At 66.1% G+C, this 19,989-nt stretch carries 16 protein-coding genes; 7 read left to right on the forward strand and 9 right to left on the reverse strand.

What is annotated here, in order from left to right; all coding sequences use genetic code 11:
• Positions 1 to 131: 131 nt before the first annotated feature.
• The 5 genes from B7R93_RS09425 to B7R93_RS09445 form a co-directional block, all read right to left on the reverse strand.
• The gene (locus tag B7R93_RS09425) at positions 132 to 575 is read right to left on the reverse strand and encodes a hypothetical protein (protein ID WP_232798254.1); all 444 of its coding nucleotides are present in this window, start codon (positions 573 to 575) and stop codon (positions 132 to 134) included.
• Positions 576 to 894: 319 nt separating this feature from the next.
• A complete protein-coding gene (locus tag B7R93_RS09430; protein WP_103020504.1) occupies positions 895 to 3,693 on the reverse strand; it encodes a TonB-dependent receptor in 2,799 nt (932 codons plus the stop codon).
• A 4-nt stretch (positions 3,694 to 3,697) separates the two neighbouring features.
• The gene (locus B7R93_RS09435; protein WP_232798256.1) at positions 3,698 to 4,690 is read right to left on the reverse strand and encodes a FecR family protein; all 993 of its coding nucleotides are present in this window, start codon (positions 4,688 to 4,690) and stop codon (positions 3,698 to 3,700) included.
• A 50-nt stretch (positions 4,691 to 4,740) separates the two neighbouring features.
• Positions 4,741 to 5,364, reverse strand: coding sequence for an RNA polymerase sigma factor (locus B7R93_RS09440; protein WP_103020506.1), 624 nt, complete (start codon positions 5,362 to 5,364; stop codon positions 4,741 to 4,743).
• A 492-nt stretch (positions 5,365 to 5,856) separates the two neighbouring features.
• The gene (locus tag B7R93_RS09445; protein ID WP_103020507.1) at positions 5,857 to 7,662 is read right to left on the reverse strand and encodes a fasciclin domain-containing protein; all 1,806 of its coding nucleotides are present in this window, start codon (positions 7,660 to 7,662) and stop codon (positions 5,857 to 5,859) included.
• Between the two features lie 199 nt (positions 7,663 to 7,861).
• On the opposite strand from B7R93_RS09445, the gene B7R93_RS09450 reads away from it, so the two are divergent.
• The 3 genes from B7R93_RS09450 to B7R93_RS09460 all read left to right on the forward strand — a co-directional run bounded on the left by B7R93_RS09450 (position 7,862) and on the right by B7R93_RS09460 (position 11,845).
• Positions 7,862 to 9,439 carry an acyl-CoA carboxylase subunit beta gene (locus B7R93_RS09450; RefSeq protein WP_103020508.1) on the forward strand — a complete coding sequence of 526 codons (1,578 nt, stop codon included), beginning with the start codon at positions 7,862 to 7,864 and terminating at the stop codon, positions 9,437 to 9,439.
• Between the two features lie 546 nt (positions 9,440 to 9,985).
• On the forward strand, positions 9,986 to 11,260 hold the full coding sequence (locus B7R93_RS09455; protein ID WP_103020509.1) for a TonB-dependent receptor: 1,275 nt from the start codon (positions 9,986 to 9,988) through the stop codon (positions 11,258 to 11,260).
• A gap of 24 nt (positions 11,261 to 11,284) precedes the next feature.
• Positions 11,285 to 11,845, forward strand: a complete 561-nt coding sequence (locus tag B7R93_RS09460; RefSeq protein WP_103020510.1) for a hypothetical protein — start codon at positions 11,285 to 11,287, stop codon at positions 11,843 to 11,845.
• A 429-nt stretch (positions 11,846 to 12,274) separates the two neighbouring features.
• Here B7R93_RS09460 and B7R93_RS09465 read toward each other — a convergent pair whose 3' ends face one another.
• Positions 12,275 to 12,559: a GIY-YIG nuclease family protein gene (locus B7R93_RS09465; RefSeq protein ID WP_232798258.1), complete on the reverse strand. Its 285-nt coding sequence runs from the start codon at positions 12,557 to 12,559 to the stop codon at positions 12,275 to 12,277.
• A 112-nt stretch (positions 12,560 to 12,671) separates the two neighbouring features.
• On the opposite strand from B7R93_RS09465, the gene B7R93_RS09470 reads away from it, so the two are divergent.
• Entirely contained in the window at positions 12,672 to 12,950 is a 279-nt protein-coding gene (locus tag B7R93_RS09470; RefSeq protein WP_103020512.1) for an Lrp/AsnC family transcriptional regulator, read from the forward strand.
• Between the two features lie 39 nt (positions 12,951 to 12,989).
• Here B7R93_RS09470 and B7R93_RS09475 read toward each other — a convergent pair whose 3' ends face one another.
• Positions 12,990 to 15,533, reverse strand: a complete 2,544-nt coding sequence (locus B7R93_RS09475) for a M14 family metallopeptidase (protein WP_103020513.1) — start codon at positions 15,531 to 15,533, stop codon at positions 12,990 to 12,992.
• 214 nt (positions 15,534 to 15,747) lie between these two features.
• Here B7R93_RS09475 and B7R93_RS09480 point away from each other — a divergent pair, with 214 nt between their 5' ends.
• A complete protein-coding gene (locus B7R93_RS09480) occupies positions 15,748 to 16,032 on the forward strand; it encodes a polyhydroxyalkanoic acid system family protein (RefSeq protein ID WP_232798259.1) in 285 nt (94 codons plus the stop codon).
• Between the two features lie 10 nt (positions 16,033 to 16,042).
• Here the strand turns inward: B7R93_RS09480 and B7R93_RS09485 are convergent, their stop codons facing one another.
• Positions 16,043 to 16,537, reverse strand: a complete 495-nt coding sequence (locus B7R93_RS09485) for a DinB family protein (protein WP_232798260.1) — start codon at positions 16,535 to 16,537, stop codon at positions 16,043 to 16,045.
• Between the two features lie 179 nt (positions 16,538 to 16,716).
• Between B7R93_RS09485 and B7R93_RS09490 the strand changes: the two genes are divergently transcribed.
• A complete protein-coding gene (locus B7R93_RS09490) occupies positions 16,717 to 17,391 on the forward strand; it encodes a DUF2459 domain-containing protein (protein ID WP_103020514.1) in 675 nt (224 codons plus the stop codon).
• A 39-nt stretch (positions 17,392 to 17,430) separates the two neighbouring features.
• On the opposite strand, the gene B7R93_RS09495 is transcribed toward B7R93_RS09490, so the two are convergent.
• On the reverse strand, positions 17,431 to 19,209 hold the full coding sequence (locus B7R93_RS09495; RefSeq protein WP_103020515.1) for a SulP family inorganic anion transporter: 1,779 nt from the start codon (positions 19,207 to 19,209) through the stop codon (positions 17,431 to 17,433).
• Positions 19,210 to 19,641: 432 nt separating this feature from the next.
• On the opposite strand from B7R93_RS09495, the gene B7R93_RS15320 reads away from it, so the two are divergent.
• Positions 19,642 to 19,803 carry a hypothetical protein gene (locus B7R93_RS15320; protein ID WP_157942262.1) on the forward strand — a complete coding sequence of 54 codons (162 nt, stop codon included), beginning with the start codon at positions 19,642 to 19,644 and terminating at the stop codon, positions 19,801 to 19,803.
• Positions 19,804 to 19,989: the final 186 nt, after the last annotated feature.

Consider the following 19,989-nt stretch of genomic DNA (forward strand, 5'->3'; position numbering starts at 1 on the left):
CCTCCCGCCCCATCCCCGCCTTCACGTCGAAAAGCATCCTGTGCACGAGGCCAGGGGAGTGGCACCGGTCATGGAAGAAGCCTGGGGCGTCCGTGCTTGTGCAGTCCACGGTGCAACGTTGCAATCCGCACCTACAGATCTGTCGTCCGGTCAATCGCGTCGCTGTAGTGCTCCTTCCACCCCTCAAGACTCTCTTCTGAGAGGTGTTCGACCTCGTTGGCAATGTCCTCGATGGAGGTGCGGATGCCGGTCAGCTCCTGCTCGACGAGCTCCTGGTCCGTCTCCTCGGGCAGGTACATGTTGATGGCGGCGAGCTTGTTTTTGAGCACGTCGGAGAGCATCTGCTGGATCTCGCGAATCGACTGCCGACGCGCCTGCCGTTGCCGCCGTCGTACCGTCCAGAAGATGAACCCGTGTACGACGCCGACCCCCACGGCGATCAATGCAATCAGGCGCCAGAGGACGAGGCCCGTTCCCCCGGCGATGGCGGGAATGCCGAAAATCAAGACGAGGCCCAGGCCACTGAGCCACAATTCGATGTGGTTGACGAAAGACGAGGGGAGTCGGTCCAACATGGCTACAACCAATAGGGAAAACACGTAGGCGAGAGGACATTTTGCCTCCGCAAATTTCCGTCCACTGTCTGGCAGGCCGCAGTAGGATGGGCCGTTTCGGGGCGAAAAACGGAGAAAGGCTTTCTGCAAGGCCCATTGGAAGAGGGGAGGGCTCATTGGAAACCCCCACGAGGGACCCGTAAGACCGAAGATCATGCCGGGGCCGAGTGGAGGGCAACGACCCGGACGCTGCCAAGGATTCTGGTGCCCCGCTGGCGTGCCGGGGCGTTGCTGTCGCCCGTAACGGGACCCTGTGGGGTCTCCTGGAATGCCCTCGGGGTCAATAGTGCAGTTCCAGCAGGAGCGATACACGGCGTCCGGGCAGGGTGCGCCGGACGGGGGCTGATCGAGAGCCGGCGGGGGCGAGGCTCCAATCGAATGTGTTGTGGCGGTCGAACACGTTCACGAGGTTGAGCCGAGCCTCTGCTGTGAGTGATCGGAGGGTCGTCTTTGCTGTGAGGCCGAGGTCAACCCGTGAGAATGGAGCGAGGACCTGATCGCCGGGGCGGCTAAGGTCGTACGGGGCAAAATCCTGCGGGTCCTCTGTGCGGGCGAGGTAGTCGTAGTAGGCGCGCCGCAGGGCCCACGGGCGGTCCCAGGTGCCCTGCCAGTGGGCGTGGGCCTCAAATCCGTCGACAAGCGACACGTCGAGGTCGGTGGTGAGGCGGACCGGCTGGGACCATGGGGCTGGGACCGACCGGCCATCAAATCGGCCTGGGTAGCGACGGGTGGTGCGGCTCCAGGCCGCGCTCGCCTGTGCCGACACGCGCTCCCCGTCGCGCTGCAGATGAAAGGCGACCCCGTAGGAGCGCCCTTGCCCGGACGCCATGAACGCAGATTGGTCGTCGAGCGACCGCCGCGGGAGCGGGGCCCCATCGCTAGGGGAATGCACCAGCCCGGCGTAGTCGACGTGAAGGGTGCGCGGCTGCCATTTGTGATACGTTTCGAGGCGGGCGGTCCAGCCGGGCATAGGGGTCAGAAGGAGGCTGCCGGCGGTGTGATAGGCCCGAGGGGGCGCGACGCTCCGGTCGAGCGGAAGCCAGAACTGAACCGACGGCACGACAGACGTAGGGCCCGTGCTGCTCAGTTCCGACTGCATCACGTACTGCCGATAGAGGCCCCCCGCCAGGCGGACCGCCAGGTCGCCCAGCGGGGTGTCCGCCCGGTCGTAGCGAAGGGAAAGGCGGGGCTCGGCATAGACGCCGTGTTGGGCAGGCACGTACGTGAGGCGTGCGCCGGCGGTGGCTGTGAGGTGAAGGCCGGGGGTGGTTTCGGCCTCCACGTAGCTGCCGATTTGCCAGGCCGCCGTTTCGTGGGACAGTACGCCCAGGTACCGGTTGCGCACGCGAAACTCCCCGCGCAGGCGCTGTGGAGAAACGGCCGCCCGGAGGCGCGTGCTGGACGACAGACTTGCGTCCATCGCGAAGCGCCCTCCCCACTCGGCCACCGAATTGCCCTCCGTGGCGTGGGCGCCGGCGCGGGGAGCAAACGATGGGGGCGAAGCGTCCGGAGAGGTGCGTCGGGTGGAGTCCCGAAAGCCGTAGAAGGTGTGGGCGTCGTGCCGGCTGCCCCACACCTGGGCCGAGCCGGTCACGCGGCTGCTTGCCATCCACTCGTAGCGGCCCTGGAGGGCCGTGTTGGTCCAGTCGTAGTGGTTCTCCGAGAGCAGAAAGCGGGTCCGATCCGCGCCGTCGGCTACGACGGTGGCCACGTCGGTGCTCAGGCGCGTACGCCCATGATAGCCCGACACGGACACCTGCTCAAACGGGGAGATCGACTGCTGCACGGCCCCGTGTACGTCCGAAAACTGCACACGCGGGGCCTGACTCTGCGAGAGGGGGGCGGAGGCCTCCGGCAGAGGAGCGTCGGTCCAGGTGGGAGTGAGGGGGCGGTCGAGGGTCGTTCGGGCGTTCAGAAGCGTGTGGAGAGACGCAGCACGGTGAAGGTCCCACACGCTCGTGCGGCCCGCCCCCATGGCGTGCCCGCTCCGGCCGTCTGCGCTGCCCCATTCCGTGTCGACGCGGCCGTTGACGCTGACCGGATCGGCGGTGGCAGTGGCGTACCGGGCCGTCGACCGGGACAGGTCGTGAGAGGCCCCCAGCACGCCGGCGGTGTAGCTGCCGTGCGACGCCCCAAAGCCCGCCTTGTGCACCGTTATGCGCTCCAGGGCCTGCGGGCTGAAGGCGCTGAGAAGCCGTCCCACACTGACGGGCTTTCGGACCGGAACTCCGTCCAGAAGCGTGACGTGCTCGCCGCTGTTTCCCCCCTGCACATGCACCTCCGCGAGGGGACGGTTGACCGAGACTCCGACTCGCCGTCCCACCTGCCGCAGCACCTCGGGGGTCCCCTGCCCCGACGGCTGCCGAAGGGCGGCCGCGTCGACCGTGGCGGCCCCGAGCCCAGCGGAGGGAAGGCGTTGCTGAAGGCCGTCGATGACGATCGGGGTCGTTTCCAAAACGTCGCGGGTGAGGGCCACGCGGATCGTGTCTCGGCCGTTGGGGGGCACGCGCACGCTGTCGACGGCCCGGGTGTAGCCGACGTAGGTTACCACGAGGCGGTGGAGTCCGGTTCGCACGGGGGCCACGGTGAACTGTCCGGCGTCGTTGGTTGCAGTGCCGGACTCCGCGTCGGCCAGCAGGACGTTGGCGCTGGGCAGCGGCTCGCCCGTGGCGGCGTCCACGACCGTCCCGGCGATGCGTCCGGTTGCGGGCGGGGTCTCCGGAGACTCGACGAGGAGGTAGCTGCCGCTGGCGGTGCGGAGGTAGTCGACGCCCGTTCCGGTCAGTAGACACCGGAGCAGGGCCTCTACCGGGGCGTCGCGCCGCTGACAGTAGACGCGGCGGCCTTCCACGAGTGCGGTGGAGTAGGCGAGGTCGATGCCCGTGTGTGCCACGAGCCGCTGCAGGGCCGTTTCGAGGGACACGTCGCGCAGTGTCATCGTGTATTCCCCCGAGTTGTCTTCGGTGGACTGGGCGTGGCCCGGGGACGGGCCCGTGCAGAAGAGCAGCACCACACCGGCCACGCCGAACACGGTCCGTAAGAGGAGCCTGTGGAGGGGCTCGTAGAGAGAAGAGCGCATGCTGTTAGTCGTCGCGGACGAGTTCGTATCCCTGGCTCGTTTCGCGATACGAGAGGCCCTGAATCACGCAGATGTCGCGGAGCACCTCTTCGATCTGGGCCTCTGCTGCGTAGTGCAGCGTCATGGGGGCCGTTTCGGAGGGGGCCACGCGGAGCGAAAGAGGCACGCCGAACCGGCGTTCGAGTTCATCAAGAACGGTGGGCAGTGCGGCGTTCCGGATGGCAAACCCTCCGTTCCGCCACGCCCGTACGTACTTGAGGTCAACGGTCTCCGGCGAGGTGGGCCCCTGCTCCTCCACGACCCGGCTCCTGTCTCCCGCTTCGGAGAGGGTGACCTCCGAAGTGGCGGAGGTCGCGGTCGTCGGCGTCAAGCGCACCCGTCCCGACGAGAGAGTGACGGTCGTTTCGGAACGATCGTCGGCGGTTCGTGCACGCACGCCGAACGTTGTGCCCAGGACCTCGATGCGGGCGTTGGGCGTGACGACGTGAAAGGGACGGTCCGCCTCGTCAACGTCGAAGAAGGCCTCTCCGGTCAGCCGCACGCGCCGCCTCGAAGCGGGCACCCACGGAAGAGACTGAAACCCTCGACGGTAGGAAAGCCTGGTGGCGCTGTTGACCTCTGCGGTCGACCCGTCCGGGAGGGTGACCGTCGTCTGCTCGCCCGCCGCCGTCGTGACCGAGACGGGCTGTTGCCACCACCACCCCGCCGCCACGGCACACACCACGAGCACTGCGGTTGCCAGGGTGCGGACGTAGCGCGACGAGCGAGCGTCGTCTTTCTCATGAGGCGGGCGGGCCGTGCGTTCGTTCCGCCGATCCTCCACCGGGTCGGGGAGGGGGGCGAGGTCAAGCCGATCGGCCAGGTCGGCCCAGGCGGCGTCCACGTCGTACTCGGAGGCTTGTGCCGCGTCGGTTCGGTAGAGGGCCGTCCAGATCCGCTCGTAGTCCCGTGCCGCATCCGCATCGGGCGGGCGGAGGTCTGGGGGAAGGGGGGGCATGTTGTGGTCCATGGGCTCGCGGGACGAGCGAAAAAAGCAGGAGAAAGAAATTAGGAGTGCGGGTCAGAACGATGTTCGCGGAGGCGCTCCCGGAGGTGCTTCAGGGCCCGGGTGATGTGGTTGTTGACGGTGCTCGGGGCGATGTCCATGAGGTCCGCAATCGTGTCGTGGCTTAGGTCCTGTTGGCGCCGGAGCGTGAGGGCCTCCCGTTGTCGATTGGGAAGCTCGTCGATCCATTCCCGGAGACGGTCCCGGAGGAGATTGGCGTCGAGGGCCCGGTCCGGGGCCGGGGGGGATCCATGTGGGGGCGCCTTCCGCAGCTGATCCCGGTTTTTGCGGCGCGTTTGGGCGTCCCGCTGCTGGTTGTACACGCGGTTGCGGGCCATCCGAAAGACGTATGCGCGGAGTGAGCCAACCGAGGTCATCCGGTCGCGGGCCGTCCACAGCTTGGCAAATGTGTCCTGCGTGAGGTCGTGGGCCAGAGACTCGTCCGACACCATTCCGCACACGTACCGGAAGATAGGCTCCGACAGGCGCCGAAAAATCGTCTCGAACGCCTCCGCGTCGCCATTTGCGAGGCGGGTGCACAGAGCGTCGAGGGAAGGCTCCGTCGAAGCCACATCCCGCTGGAGACTGGACTCGCGTGACGAGTCGTGTGCAGCAGCATCGTCCATCGGTTGAAAAGCGGCCACGACACACAGCGCCTGGCTCTTGGAGAGACCGGATGCGAAGAGAATCCTCTACCATGTGACTGTCCCCGGCCCATTCAGAGTGTTTTCGTCTACGGTGCCACACAACACTCAAGAGACACAGATCACAACGGAAGCACCCAGCGTATGCGTTTCTGTTTTTGAGAAGAAAAAGTGAAGACTAGAAACAGTTGGCATCGGCTGCTACGAAGCATGTCTTGCCCGCCTTCCGGGCGTCTTGCTCTCGGGGACTCCGAGGCGCCAATTCCTTCAGGATCGAAGCGGCGTTCTTGCGCATGTGCATGCCGATTTTCGGCATCCGGTATCAGAAGGTCACGACCCCATCGGGCCCCGGTCCCGAAGGACCCCAAAATACGCGGGGCCCACTTCCGTGTTAAGGAAGGGGCCCGGCGTTGCTACGGAAGGTCTGAACCGGCACGGCGTCTTCGCGGTGCGGGCCCGGCCTCCTCGGGAAAGCTAATTGCCCGACGGAATCTGCAGGACAGTGTCGATGCCGTGGATCACGCCGTTCGTGACATCCACGTCCGGGGCCGCCACGCTCGCCGCCTTGTTTTCGGGGTTTAGCGTGACGCTACTGCCGTCACGCCGGACGAGAATGTTTGACCCTTCGAGCGTCGCCACGTCGGTGTCCTGCCCATCGGGAATCATTGTGCCGGAGGGGGCGGTCGGCTGGTCGGCGGCGTAGAAGACGCCGTCGCCGACGTGATACTCCAGGAGCTCCTTGGCGTTGGCGGGCACCTCGTCGTCGTCGATCTCGCCATTGTCGTTCGCATCGAGGGCGGCGAGGAACGCGTCGTCCGTCGGTGCGAAGACGGTGAGGGCAGCGTCCTCCTTGCTCAGGTTGCCCGCGAGACCCGCCTGACCGACCAGGTCCACCAGGATGTTGAAGCCGGGGGCCACCGTGGCCCGCTGCACAACATTGGTTCGTCGCAGGAGCACGTCGTCGAGCAGATGGACCACACCGTTTCGGACTTGGATGTCGGCGGTGGTGACCGTCACGCGTCCATTCAGGGTGACGCCGTCGTCGAGGCCGATCGTGAGGGTCCCGCTCTCAAGCGTTCCCGGACTTTCTCCCTCGGAGAGGTCTCCGGAGGCGAGGGCCTGTCCCGGGATGACGTGGTACTTCAGGATGCGCTCCAGGAGGCCCTGCGGCCGGTTTTCGCCGACCAGCGCGTCCGTGTTGTACTGGTCGAACGCGTCGTTCGTCGGTGCGAAGACCGTAAACGGCCCGTCGCCCTTCAGGCGACTGGCGAGACCGGCCCCGCTCACCCCTGTGGCGAGCGTGCTGAGGGCGCTCGTGACGGTGGCACGCTGGACCACGTCTAGGCGCTCCAGGAGCACGCCGTCGATCAAGTGGATGACCGCGTTTTTCGCCTGAATGTCAGTCGTGCTCACCGGAATGCCGTTTACGGTCGGCGTTCCGTCGTCGGCCTCCCCAACCGCGATTGTCCCGCCTTCGAGCGTCGCGGGGGTCTCGCCGCTTGTTGGAAGGTCGCCGGATCCGAGGCGCTGATCGGAGATGACATGGTAGTCCAGGACGCGACTCAGGATCTGGTCGCTTCCGGTCAGGGCATCGAGGGCCAAGCCTTCGAATCCATCATTGACCGGCGCGAAGATCGTCAGGTCTTGGTCGGGATCGTTGAGCGTAGAGGCCGTGCCCTCGTCGACGGCCTGGAAGAGCGTCTCGGTTGCGTTTGTGAACTGCAGCCGCTCGGCGGCCGTGCGGTTGGTGAGAAGGACATCGTCGACGACGTGCGCCACGCCGTTCGTCGCCTCCACGTCGGGCGTGGTCACCCGCGCGCCCTCGACGAAGATAGTGCTGTCGTCGATGCGGACCGTAAGCTCGTCGCCCTGCACCGTCGTGAGGGTCTGCCCATCTTCCAACTCGCTCGCCGTGAGCGCGTCGCCCTGCACGACGTGGTAGCCGAGCACGGAGCTCAGAAGGTCTTCGTTGCTGGTAAGGGCGTCGACGTCGTAGGAGCCGAAGCCGGCGTTCGAGGGGGCAAAGACCGTGAAGGTCGCGTCGTCGTTGCCGAGCGTCTCGGCCTGGCCGGTGACGCCAAGGGCCGTGTTGAGTGTGCTCAGCGCGTCCTGGTTTGAGACCCGCTGCGCGAGGGTAAGGGTGGTGCTGGGGTCATCGAAGTCATCCATTCCACTGTCGTCGCTGTCGCACCCGGTAACCACGAGGGCAACGGCGAGGAGGCCAACGCCGAGGCCGGCCCCCCAGCGGCGCATCGAAGAAAGAAATTGACGGGGTTGCATGGTAGAACGTACGTGCTAATTTTTGAGGTCGACGAGCGCAGGATGTATCCTTTGCTTGAATGTGCACCCCGACGACACGCAGAAGCCTCCCCGTACCCATCCACGAACGAAACGAAGAAGTAACGGGCGCCGACGCGATCCTCTCGATCCCGGTCGTCCGTTCTCCATCGCGTTTTCCCGAGTGCAACCCCGTGCTAACATGAGTACATCCGAACACGCCGCCCGTGCCCATCGCGAGCTGTACGAGGCCCTGCAGCGCCGCCGCGAGGAGGCCGCAACCGGAGGGGGGGAGGCACGCATCGAGCGGCAGCACGACAAGGACAAGCTGACGGCCCGCGAGCGGCTCGACATCCTGCTCGACGACGACTCGTTTGAGGAGCTGGGCACGTTCGTCCGCCACCAGGAGACCCACTTTGATCTCGACGAGAACCGCCCGCCAGGTGATGGGGTGGTCACCGGCTACGGCACCATCAATGGCCGTCTCGTCTACGTCTTCAGCCAGGACTTTACCGTTTACGGCGGCTCGCTGGGCCGGGCGCACGCCGACAAGATCGTGAACGTGATGGAGAAGGCCCTCGAAAACGGCGCGCCCGTTATCGGCCTCAACGACTCTGGCGGGGCGCGCATCCAGGAGGGCGTCAAGTCGCTCGGCGGCTACGCGGACATCTTCAAGCTCAACACGGAGGCCTCCGGTGTCGTCCCGCAGATTTCGGCGATCATGGGGCCGTGCGCCGGGGGAGCGGTCTACAGCCCCGCCATCACCGACTTTACGGTCATGGTGGAGGACACCAGCTACATGTTTGTGACCGGGCCCAACGTGGTCAAGACGGTTACACAGGAGGAGGTGACGGCGGCCGACCTGGGTGGGGCGCGCACCCACGCCACCAAGAGCGGCGTGAGTCATCTTACCTGCGCGAACGACGTGGACTGCCTCCGACGGATCCGTGAGCTCGTGGGCTACCTGCCGCAGAACTGTGAGGAGGACCCGCCGCGGGTGCCGCGGGCGGAGGTGGAGGATGCGCACGACGGGGCGGCCCTCGACGCGCTGGTGCCGGAGGACCCGAACAAGCCCTACGACATGCGCGACGTGATCCGGCACCTCGTCGACGCCGACGATTTCTTCGAGATCCAGCCCGACTTCGGCGAGAACCTGATCACGGGCTTTTCGCGCATCGGGGGGCGCCCGGTGGGCATCGTCGCGAACCAGCCGGCGGTGCTGGCCGGCACGCTCAACATCGACGCGTCGATCAAGGGCGCCCGCTTTGTGCGGACCTGCGACGCGTTCAACGTACCGCTGCTCGTGTTGGAGGACGTGCCCGGCTTCCTGCCCGGCACCGACCAGGAGTGGAACGGCATCATCAAGCACGGGGCCAAGCTGCTCTACGCCTTCTGCGAGGCCACCGTCCCCAGGGTTACCGTCATCACGCGCAAGGCGTACGGCGGGGCCTACGACGTGATGAACTCGAAGCACATTGGCGGCGACCTCAACTTCGCCTGGCCCACCGCCGAGGTGGCCGTGATGGGGCCGAAGAGCGCCGTCGAGATCATCTACCGCGACGAGCTGGACGCGGCGGACGACCCGGAAGCGGCGAAGGAGGAGTTCACGGAGCAGTACCGCGACCGCTTCGCCACCCCCTACGTGGTGGCGGAGCACGGCTACGTCGACGATGTCATCAAACCCAGCGAAACGCGCGAGCGTCTCATCCGAGGCTTCGACATGCTGGAAAACAAGGTCGTCAACAATCCGCGAAAGAAGCACGGCAACATGCCACTGTAGCGCGATCCACGGTGGCGTGACGGTCTTCTTTTGAAGCCCCCCTCTTTTGAAGACCCCACGCAAAGGAGGGGCGCGTTCGAATCATCCACAGAATGGGCAGGCACCGCACTCGACATTTGAGCACCCGCTGCTGGGGGCGTCCCGGCGTGGCGTACTGCCACGACTGGGGCTGAGACTGCACCCTTCGAACCTGACCCGGTTCACACCGGCGTAGGAATGGATTGCGTTCGGTGCCCGTTTGGGCGCCGTCCTATGGCACGAGCCGCTTCCCATCAGTTCTGATGGAGGCGGCTTTTTTGGTGGCCCCCATCAGAAGCTGTTTGGTGAATGGATATTTTACCGAGACACAGCGGGCGACGGGCACGAGCGGGGCCCAAACGAGCCCTGTAGCGGGGGCCGAGCAGGAGCGAGGTCATGCCCGTGGTGAGCGACCGGGCGAGTGCAGAACCTGTTCTGCCCAAGATCCGCAAAGTCGCAGGTCATAGACAGTCCGCCAAACAGCTTCTCAGTGTTTCACCGCCTTGTCTGCGCATCTCCGACTGACTGATGGCTTCGTTCCGGCATACGTTTGCGCGTTCCGTGTTTGTGTTGAGCATCCTCCTGTGTGCAGGAGATGGTGTGGGCGCCCATGCCCAATCCGACCCGACGGCGACCGTTGCAGGACGCGTCGTTCAAACGGCAACCGGGGCCCCGCTTCCAGGGGCCAACATCGTCCTGCGTGACCCGAACACGGCGGCCCGCCGCTACGGCACCGGGGCCGACTCGACGGGCGCCTTCATCTTGCAAGACGTCGCCCCGGCGCGCTACCGGCTCGTCGTCACCTTCGTCGGCCATGCCCGCTACACCGACCGCCTGCGGGTCCGGGCCGGCACGACGGTGCACGACACGATTGCCCTTGATGCACGGGCCCTCTCTGCACAAGAGGTTACGGTAACGGCACGCCGCGCCGAGGCCCGGCTTGATCCCGTCACGGTGAGCACCCTGACGGAGACAGAGGTCGACCGTCAACTCGGCGTACAGGACGTGCCCTCGCTCCTTTCGGACATGCCGTCCACCACGTTTCACTCCCAGAACGGAAACGGCATTGGGTACTCCACCCTCCGCATTCGCGGATTTGGCCAGCGGCGCCTCGCAGTCTCCCTCAACGGCGTTCCGCAAAACGACCCGGAGGACTACGACGTCTACTGGGTCAACCTCTACGGGATGGAGCCCGCGATTGAGGACGTGCAGGTGCAGCGGGGGGCCGGGGCCTCGACGTATGGCTCGGTCGGCATCGGAGGGGGCATCAACGTCGTTACCGATCCCTTCGAGCCCACGCCGTTTGTTCGGGCGCGAGTTGGGGCCGGCTCGTTCGACACGCGCCGCCTCTCGGTGACGGCCAACAGTGGCCTGCTCGGCGACCGCTACGTGGTCAACGCCCGCTTCAGCCGCGTGTCCTCGGACGGCTACCGCCGAAATGCATGGACCACCTTTACCCGATTCTTTGGGGGACTGGCCCGCTACGGGGACCGGTCGACCCTCAAGGTGCAGGCGTTTGGGGGGCTCCAGAAAGACGGGCTCGCGTTCAGTGGCATTCCCAAATCTGCCAACGACGACGTGGAGGCACGCCGACAGACCCCAAGTGCCGTCTCCGACGACCGCGAGCGGTTCATCCACCGCAGATTCACCTCACCCACGAGTGGCGGGTTTCGCCGACGTGGATGCTCAATCAGACAGCTTTTTGGATCAAGGGCGACGGACACTTCGACTACGGCGCTCCGTACCACTCAGCCGCCTTTCTCCGCCTGCCGGACGACGTTGCAAGTGGCGGGGAGAGGCTGACCGACGCCGATCCCCGACGCTGTAGTGGGGGCGGACGCGACCCATCGACTCTGGCAGTACCGGAGCGAAAAGATCATCACGTCGGCCTTTGCTTCGCATCTGTTTCGTCCGGTCGACCAATTGGCCATTCAGGCCGATCTGCAGCGTACCGGACGCCGGTATCGCTTCTACGATGAGAACACGTTCGGCCGTGAGAACATGCGGTCGCACACGTTCACAAAGCCCTATTTCTTTGCCAATCCACGGCTCGGCGCCACGCCCCGGTTCGAACAACGCGCCGACGGCACCTACAACTACGACCAGACGCTCATTGAGCCCGAGCAGCTCGTGGACGTAGAGCTGGGGGGCACCCTGGAGCGTCGTCGCTATCGCCTTTCGGTCAACGGCTTTTGGATGGAGTTCTGGGATGAGATTGTGCAGTACGTCGACAACGCAGGGGGCACAACGGCTTCGCGACGAGAAGACGGGACGGTGACGGAGGAGGAAGAGGACACCTTTACGGTTGTCCCCTACGCCCTCTTCGGGGCATCTCTCACCTACGAGCCCCCTCAACGTCTCTGTTTGGTGGCCTCCGGCTACAGGTGAAAGCCGATAATTTGTTCGACACGCACGTGCTCCGGCACGGCTTTCTGGGGACGGGCGGCCCCCGGTTCTACCCGGCGGCGACGCGAAATCTCTTCGTCGAACTGCGGTATACACTTCGCTGATGACGCATCTGTGAAGCCGAAGAGCCCGGAAGGCGCTCCGCTCTCCCCTTCCCAGTCATCGCCTGAAATGGTTGTGGCCGTCGTTGCGTGAGCCGGGACCATTCGGCGACGCAGGACGCTGGAGATCGGCAGTGTCTGGACTCTGGACCCCGACGGCGCGGCCAGTGGGGGGCGGAGGAGGGGCAGTGCCGTTGCTTGTGTCGGCAATAGGGGCGTGGATGTATTCGGGCAGCCGGCGGCACACTATGCCCTCAACCAACCTCGGCAGGGGGCGCCGTACAGCCGTTCGCTGGGCAGTCAGAAGATCCTATTCCGCGGGGCGTATGAGCTGCTCCTTCGCTGCCCGTCGCAACTGCTTGATCGCGTACTCCCGCTGCATGGCCGCCGACTGGCTCTCGTGGGGCTCGGTGTAGACCAGTTCGACGGGGCGCCGCCCGCGGGTGTACTTCGCCGCCGTGCCGTCGTTGTGCTCCGCGACCCGCCGCTCCACGTCCGTCGTGTACCCGGTGTAGTAGGTGCCGTCGCTACACTCGACGACGTACACGTGGTGCCCGCCGGAGGCATCGGAATGGGGGGAGGACGAGGGGGGCACGGGAGAGAACTGTGGTCTGGTGGGTGTGCGTTTGGCGGTCTGGGAGTTTAGGTGTATGTTAACTGCGGAAACGTTAACGGCCTCTTTCTGCACACAACTCCCCTCCCGCAGCATGGTCACTGCAATTGTTCTTCTCGACACCAAGCGTGCCAAAGTCAACGAGGTGGCCGACACCCTCGCGGCCCTCGACGGCATCACCGAAGTCCACTCCGTGGCGGGGCGCGTCGACCTCGTCGCCATGTTGCGCGTTGCCGAAAACGAGGCGCTCGCCGATCTCGTGACGAACCAAATTCGCCAGGTGGAGGGCATCACGGACACCGAAACGCTCATCGGGTTTCGCGTCCACTCCAGCCACAACCTGGAGAACATGTTCGGGGTTGGCATGGACTGAGCCCGCGGGGCAAAATGATTGCCCCTGCCCGTCGCCGTCCTACCCATTTCCCACGAAGAAGACGGCGTTGGCGAAGAGAACCTGTCCGTTGTACCAGAAGCCCCGGAAGAGGGGATTGTCGACGAAGTACGTCACCTGCCCGTCCCCGAGCGGCTGCGTGCCGAAGAGGAACGTGTCGTCGACCGTCCGCTGTGCCTCGTGGCCCATGAAGCCGCTGACGGGCGCTGGGGGTTGGAGGGCGCCTACGGTCTGCCCCTCGTCGAGATAGGCAAACGCATCGTCGTTGCGCTTGAGCGTGAAGTAGGGCGGCTCGACGCCGAAGCCGAGCGGATGGGAGTCGTCCAGCTGCACGCGGTGCACGCTGCCCGGGGTGGCGCCGGACAGGCGCTGCCGCGTCTGGGCGTCGTAGGGCGTGAGTGCATCGTCCGCGGCCGAGTCCGTGGCGTCAGCCGGTTTGCGTGTGAGGACGTACGGGGCCTGTCCCGTCAGGGCGTCGTTGGCGGCGCCCATGGCGATGAGGCGTCCGCCCTGCCGCACCCAGTCCGTGAGGGCCTCGGCCCGCGCGTCGGTGAGCCACTCGCCGTATCGCCCCCCAGGAAGCACGAGCACGTCCACGTCGTCCAGCATCGAGGCCTCAAAGTCGTCGGCGGGCAGGAGGGTAACGGGGTAGTCGAGCTGCCGGTCGAAGAAGTGCCACACCTCGCCGGCCCGGGACGGACCCGTGGGCGGTCCCGAAAGAGCGGCCACGTGCGGGGCCTCCAGAAATCCCACGTTGTCGGACCCGAAGTCCGGCCCCTGTGAGGTCAATCCGGTGGAGGCGCCGTGGAGCGATTGACCATGGGCCTCGGCCAGTCGGCGCACCGTCGTGTCGAAGCGGTCGGTTCGGTTTGTATTGCCGGCCCGTGTGAGGACGAGGGCGCCCGGCTCGAACGAGCGGTCGTCCACCGTGAACGACTCCGTGGCGAAGCGGAGACGAAGTCCTTCTTTGAGCAGCGCCGCCGCGAAGCGGGCGTCGGCCCGGCTCGTCCAGGGCGTGACGTAGGCGTAGGGGGCGTCCGCGTCGCCGGTCATCGAAGCGGGCGAGGCCGGGGCGGCGCCGGTGTCGGGGAGGACCGATTCTGGCAGGGCGAGGGCCTCCAGGCCGTAGGCGTACGGCAGGCTCCAGGCGGTGATGTCGTACGTCAGGGAGTCCACAATCGTCGTCTTCGGTTCCAGGAGCACCTTTGCGAGGCGGGCCTTCGGCTGGGCCGCGTTCACGAGCAGATCGCCCTTTTGCAGGCGCGTCTGCTCCATTTCGCCGCTGCGGTAGCTGCGCCCGCGTACCGTCCGCGGCTCGGTCGCGTAGCCGTAGCGGATCCGCTGGCGGTCGAGGTGATCGGCAAGGGCCGAAAGTCGGTGTCCCTGCGCGTCCCGCCGCACGACGTAGGTCCGGTACTCGCCGGGCGGGGTCTCCTGGGCCGAGGCGTAGTAGTCCTCAAACTGCCGCACCACCCGCTCGTGGTGCTCGGCGGTCGCCTCGACGGTGGAGAGGCCCGTGGTGTGGTGGCGGCGGAGGCGGTCCTGCAGCGTGAGCGTGTCGTCCTCGGCGGTGACGATGGCGCGCCCGGCCCGGCCCGAGCCGCCCTGCTCGTAGGTCATCCCGACGGCGCCGTTGAAGAGAGGCCACGTGTCCCCGTAGCCCGGATAGAACAGGTCGAAGACCTCCTCGGTGAAGTAGAGCCAGCCGTTCTCGTCGAAGTAGTCGGCGTTGTTGCGGCCGATGGTGAACTGAAAGTCGCGCTGCCACTCGGTCAGGGTTTCGTGGAACGGCTCGGCACCCGGGGCAAAGTAGTACGGCTCGTCGACGCCCATCTCGTGGAAGTCGACGTGGACGTGTGGCATCCAGCGGTGGTAGGCGTCGAGGCGCTGTCGGGTCTCTGGCTGCACGCCCCAGGCCCAGTCGCGGTTGAGGTCGAAGTAGTAGTGGTTCGTGCGCCCCCCGGGCCAGGGCTCGTGGTGCTCGCGAGCTGCCGGCCGGGCGTTGGGAGAATCGCCGGTCATGCGCTTGTACCACTGCACGTAGCGGGCCCGGCCGTCGGGATTGAGGAGCGGATCGAGCAGCACCACCGTATCGTCGAGCCAAGCGCCGGTGCGGCTGTTCTGTGGATTGCCGAGGGCGTAGAGGGTGCGGAGCGCCGCCTCGGTGGAGACGGATTCGTTGCCGTGTACCCCGTAGCTGAGCCAGACGACGGCCGTGGGGGCGGCCGTAGGGGCGCCCTCCACGAGGCCGGCGCGCTTTCGGTTGTCGCGGCGGAGCGTCCCGATGCGGTCGTGGTTGTTCGGCGCCGTCACGGTGGCGAGGAGGAGGGGACGGCCCTCTACCGACGTGCCGTACTGGCGATGAGCGACCCGGGGCGAGTGGGCGGCCACGTGTCGCATGTAGTCGACGACGCGGTGGTGCGGCGTGAACTGCTCGCCGAGCTCGTAGCCCAGGAAGGTGGTGGGGGACTGCAGGGCCTCCGACGGCTGGGCCGGAGCCGTGAGGGGGAGAACCAGGAGGGCGAGGCCCATGAGGCCAAGGCGGGAGCGAACGGCAGTGCGCATGGGGGCGATGGCGATGAGAAGAATGGACGATGCGCCTCCATAACAAACGACGACGGCACGGCACTTACAAGGGACTCCACGAACAAGGGACTCCACGAACAAGGGACTCCACGAACAAGGGACTCCACGAACGAATCGCAAACGGAGCGAACGGACCCCGTGGCTCCCCGTAGTCCTTACTCTAACTTGTCCCTTCGAAAACGCATCTCCGACAATGGCCGACATCGACATCACTCGCTCGCATTCTCTGGGGCTCGACGACGGCCGGGCGGCCGTCGGGCGCGTCGCCGATAAGCTCGAAACCGACCTTGGGGTCGATGCCGAGTGGACGGGCGACACGCTGCAGTTTAGTGGGCAGGGGGCCGACGGGCACATCGAGGTGGAGGCCGACGCGGTGCACGTCGCAATCAACCTCAGTGCTTTTCTGCAGCCGATGCAAGGGCGAGTGCAGGCGGAGGCCGAAGACTACCTGGACCAGTCCCTTCAGTCGGAGTCGTAGAGGTTGCCGGTCATTGGGCGTCCCCGCTTGGGGGCCAGAGGCCGAGCTCGCGGCGTACGGTGACAATCTGCCCGACGTGGTAGGCGGTGTGGTCGGCCACGAGCATGACTTCGCGGAGGTACGTGTGCTCGTCGCTGGACGGGACCGTGTCGTAGAGGTCGGTCGTCTCGTCGGCAATCAGATCGCACAGGGCCTCCTGATCCTCGTGAACCTGTGCCACGGACGTGTCCCATGCCGTGAGGGGGGAGGGAACGGGTGCCTCGGGCCAGTAGTCGTGGGGCCAATCGCCAGCCTCGTAGTCCGGAGTGCGGCAGTAGTCGAGAATGTCGCGCTGGGCGCGCCGGATGTGCTCGACGAGTTCCCACGCCGAGTACGGGAGGGCGTCGGGACGCTCGCCCCGACGCTCCGTCGGCATGTGGGCCACGGCGTCCGCAAACGTGCAGTGGGCCTGCCGGGCGGTGAGGAGGTCCGTGAGATGGGAGCGGAGGGCGGCGTTTGAGTCCATGGGGGGCTGTTGATTCCGAGAACGTCGTGTGGCCCCAGCATAGTTACTGGACGGCGCGAATGCAGGGCAGGAGAGACGAGGCCTCGGCGGAATGGGGGGGAGAATACCCCGGACCTTGAGAGCGGCGCTGCTGATTGAAGGAAGCCCTCGCTGTTCTTCCGCTTCGCGTGCCCAGGTATATGCAGTGGTGGCGGAGTCTTCTCTCCGGTGCAGTGGCCGTCTGGCTCATCGTGTTGGCGGCCCGGTGCCACCTGCCGCGCCCGACCGTCTCGTCGGACGGGGGAGAGCCCACGAATGCTGTCTACGTCGTGCAGCACGGGTGGCACGCAGGCATCGCCGTGCGTCGGGCCGACGTTCCGGAGGGACGGTGGCCGGCCCTCGAAGCATTTCCCGACGCGCAGTACCTAGAGGTGGGCTGGGGGGAGGCACGGTACTATCCGGGCCGGTCGCGGGGCGTGTGGGGCGTGCTTCGGGCCGGCGCCTGGCCCACGGGCAGCGTGGTGCATGTCGTGCCCCTCGACCGGCCTGTGCCCGACCGGTTTCCGGCGCAGACCGTCGTGCGGGTATCGGTGTCGCCCGCTGAGCTGGACGCCCTCACCGCGTTCGTGGCGGCGTCGTTGGCGACGGACGCAACGGGGAGCGCCGTGCCTACTGCCCCGGGGAACGATGCCGACGGCCGGTTCTACGCGTCGCCCTTTACGTACCACGTCTTCAACAACTGCAACCACTGGGCCGCGGCGGCGCTCGAGGCGGCGGGGTGCGACGCATCCCCGCGCTGGGCCTTCACAGTCGGGCAGGTGATTCGTCGGGCGAAGGAGTGTGGGGCGCTCGTCCAGGAGGAAGCGCAGGCGTGACGCCCGGTCCCGGGTGCCCGCCCGTGATTCTTGCGCCTCCTACGACGCCGCGGGCGTGGCCTCCGTCTCTTCCGACTCCGCCATGTTGAAGTAGTGCGAGACGCGGTCGGTCTCCTCCCCGGCGTCCCAGCGCTCCAGCACGCTCACGACGGCCTCGTGGGGGTCGAGGTGAAACTTGTTCTCGCCGAGCAGGGCGTGCAGCCCCGAGCGCCGGACCACCTCGCGCACCGGGCCGATGAGGCCCGTCAGGTGAAGCTCGATGCCCTCCTCCTCCAGCGACTCGGTCACCGAAAACAGGGCGTCGATGGCCGTCGTGTCGAGGCCGTTGATGCTGCTCCCGTCCACGATCACCACCTTTACCGGGCGCCCCTCGCGCTCGCTTTTCTCCAGGATGAAGTCCTTGAAGTACTCGGCATTGGCGAACGAGAAGGCCGCGTCCACCCGCAGGACCATGATGTCGCGGAGGCGGGCGGCCTGCTCAAAGCGGTCCAGGTCGCGGAAGAGGCGGGTGCCGGGGACGTGCCCGAGCTCCGCGACGTTGGGGCGGCTGATGCGGTAGAGCATCACAACGACGGACGTGCCGATGCCCAGCAGGATGCCCTCCTGAATGCCGATGAAGAGGGTGCAGCCCGCCGTGAAAAGGGCGATGTACCCGTCTCGCCGTCGCGCCTTGAACAAGCTGCGCAGCTCTCGCAGATCGAACAGCCCGAAGCCCGATACGATGATGATGGCGGCGAGCACCGGCGTGGGAAGGTGGTAGAACAGCGGCGTCAGGAAGAGTAGGGTGAGCGCGATGACCCCGGCCGCAAAGACGTTGGCGAGGGCCGTCTGGGCCCCCGACTGCTCGTTGACCGCCGAGCGGGAAAAACTACCCGACGCGGGAATGCTCTGGAACAGGCTGCCGAAGAAGTTCCCCGCCCCCACCCCAATCAGCTCCCGGTTGGCGTCGATCGTGTAGCCGTGCCGGGCCGCAAAGATGCGGTCCAGCGAGATGTCCTTCATGAACTGCACGAGCGCGAGGGTGATGGCCGCCGGCAGGAGCGTGTTGAGGTCCGAGAAGCTGAGTGCCCACAGCTCGGGGGCGGGAAGGCCCTCTGGGATGGATCCGACGACGGAGACGCCGTCCTCTCGGAGCCCGAATCCCCACCCGGCAAGGGTGCCGGCCGTGACGACGACCAGGGCCTCCGGAACCGTGGGGAGCCAGCGGGGAAGGACCGTCAGCAGCACGATGCTTGCGGCCCCAATTCCCAACGTGAGGAGGTGTGTCTCGCCCGCGTGCTGGGCAGCCTCCCCCAGAAGCACGTGGATGTACTGGGATCGCCCCAGCTCCACGCCGAGCAGATTTCCGATCTGACTGAAGGCGATGATGAACGAGGCGGCCGTTGTGAGGCCGGCGATGACGGGACGCGACAGCAGGTTGGCCACGAACCCGAGCTTCATGGCCCCCATGGACATTTGCAGCAGCCCGACCATGGCGGTGAGCAGGATGGCAAGGGCCACGTAGCGCTCCGTTCCGGCCTGGGCGATCGCCCCCACGCCCGCCGCGATGATCAGCATGTCGATCGACACGGGCCCGAGCGCAAGATGCCGCGAGCTTCCGATCAACGGGTACACGAGCAGCGGCACGAGGCCGGCGTAGAGCCCGTAGATCGGGGGAACGCCCGCGATAACGGCGTAGGCCATGCCCTGTGGAATGAGCATGACGCCCACCGTGAGTCCGGCCGTCGCGTCCCCGCGCAGTGCCTCCGTCGTGTAGTCCGGAAGCCACTGAAGCAGCGGAAGTGTGTCGCGAAGCCACGTCCAGGCTTGGATCCACATGGTATGCGTCTTGCAACCGACCTAGTCTCAAAAAGGAGCGAGTGTAGCTGGACGGGCCCGAGGGAGAACCAGACGGGATACAGAGCACCGGAAAGAGAGACGGCGACTGTTGATCCGGGTCCATTGTGAAGTGAATACAAGAATGTTATTGCCCTACGGAGCAAACCGCATGCCTGTTGGGGCAGAGCAAAGTCGTTCCTTTGGTGAATCCCAGAACTGAGAGAGTGGCGGTGGACTTTGTGGGCGAGGACAAACAAGGCCACAGGACGCTCGTCTACGTGTTGGTCGAACGTGTTTTGGGGCCTGTGTCCCGAAACAGTTGTGAAGCCGGAGCGGCAAGCACGGAGCGAAGGGAGGGCACGGCAGGAGTTCCTACGGCGCGGTGCGTTGATCATGCTTTTGTGTGCGTCTGTCCCGGCCCACAATCCTGCGTTGTCTACGATTACGGAGCGTGGACTCCCCGCCGTCGAGGAGGACCTGCGACTGTGGACGACGCCGGAGGGGGGCGACGGAACGAGCCCCGTGCTCGCAGTGGATGCTCGGGCCCAGGGCAATCGCATCGTAGCGACGGAAGCTGTTTGCACGGTCCGGTAGAAGCGGAAATTTGGTGCCCCGGCGTCTCCACTCGCACATTCTCCCGTGCATTCCTGGCTTCCCCCTACGATCAGCCGCAGTGGCGCCTCCATCACTCGACGAATCTTTCAACACGCAATTGCCCTGGCAGCCAGGGCTCGTGTGTTGCATTCGGTCTGCTCAGTGGACACTTTAGAGAAAACTCAT

This window comes from Salinibacter altiplanensis (genome assembly GCF_002894645.1).
GTDB classification, from domain to species: domain Bacteria; phylum Bacteroidota; class Rhodothermia; order Rhodothermales; family Salinibacteraceae; genus Salinibacter; species Salinibacter altiplanensis.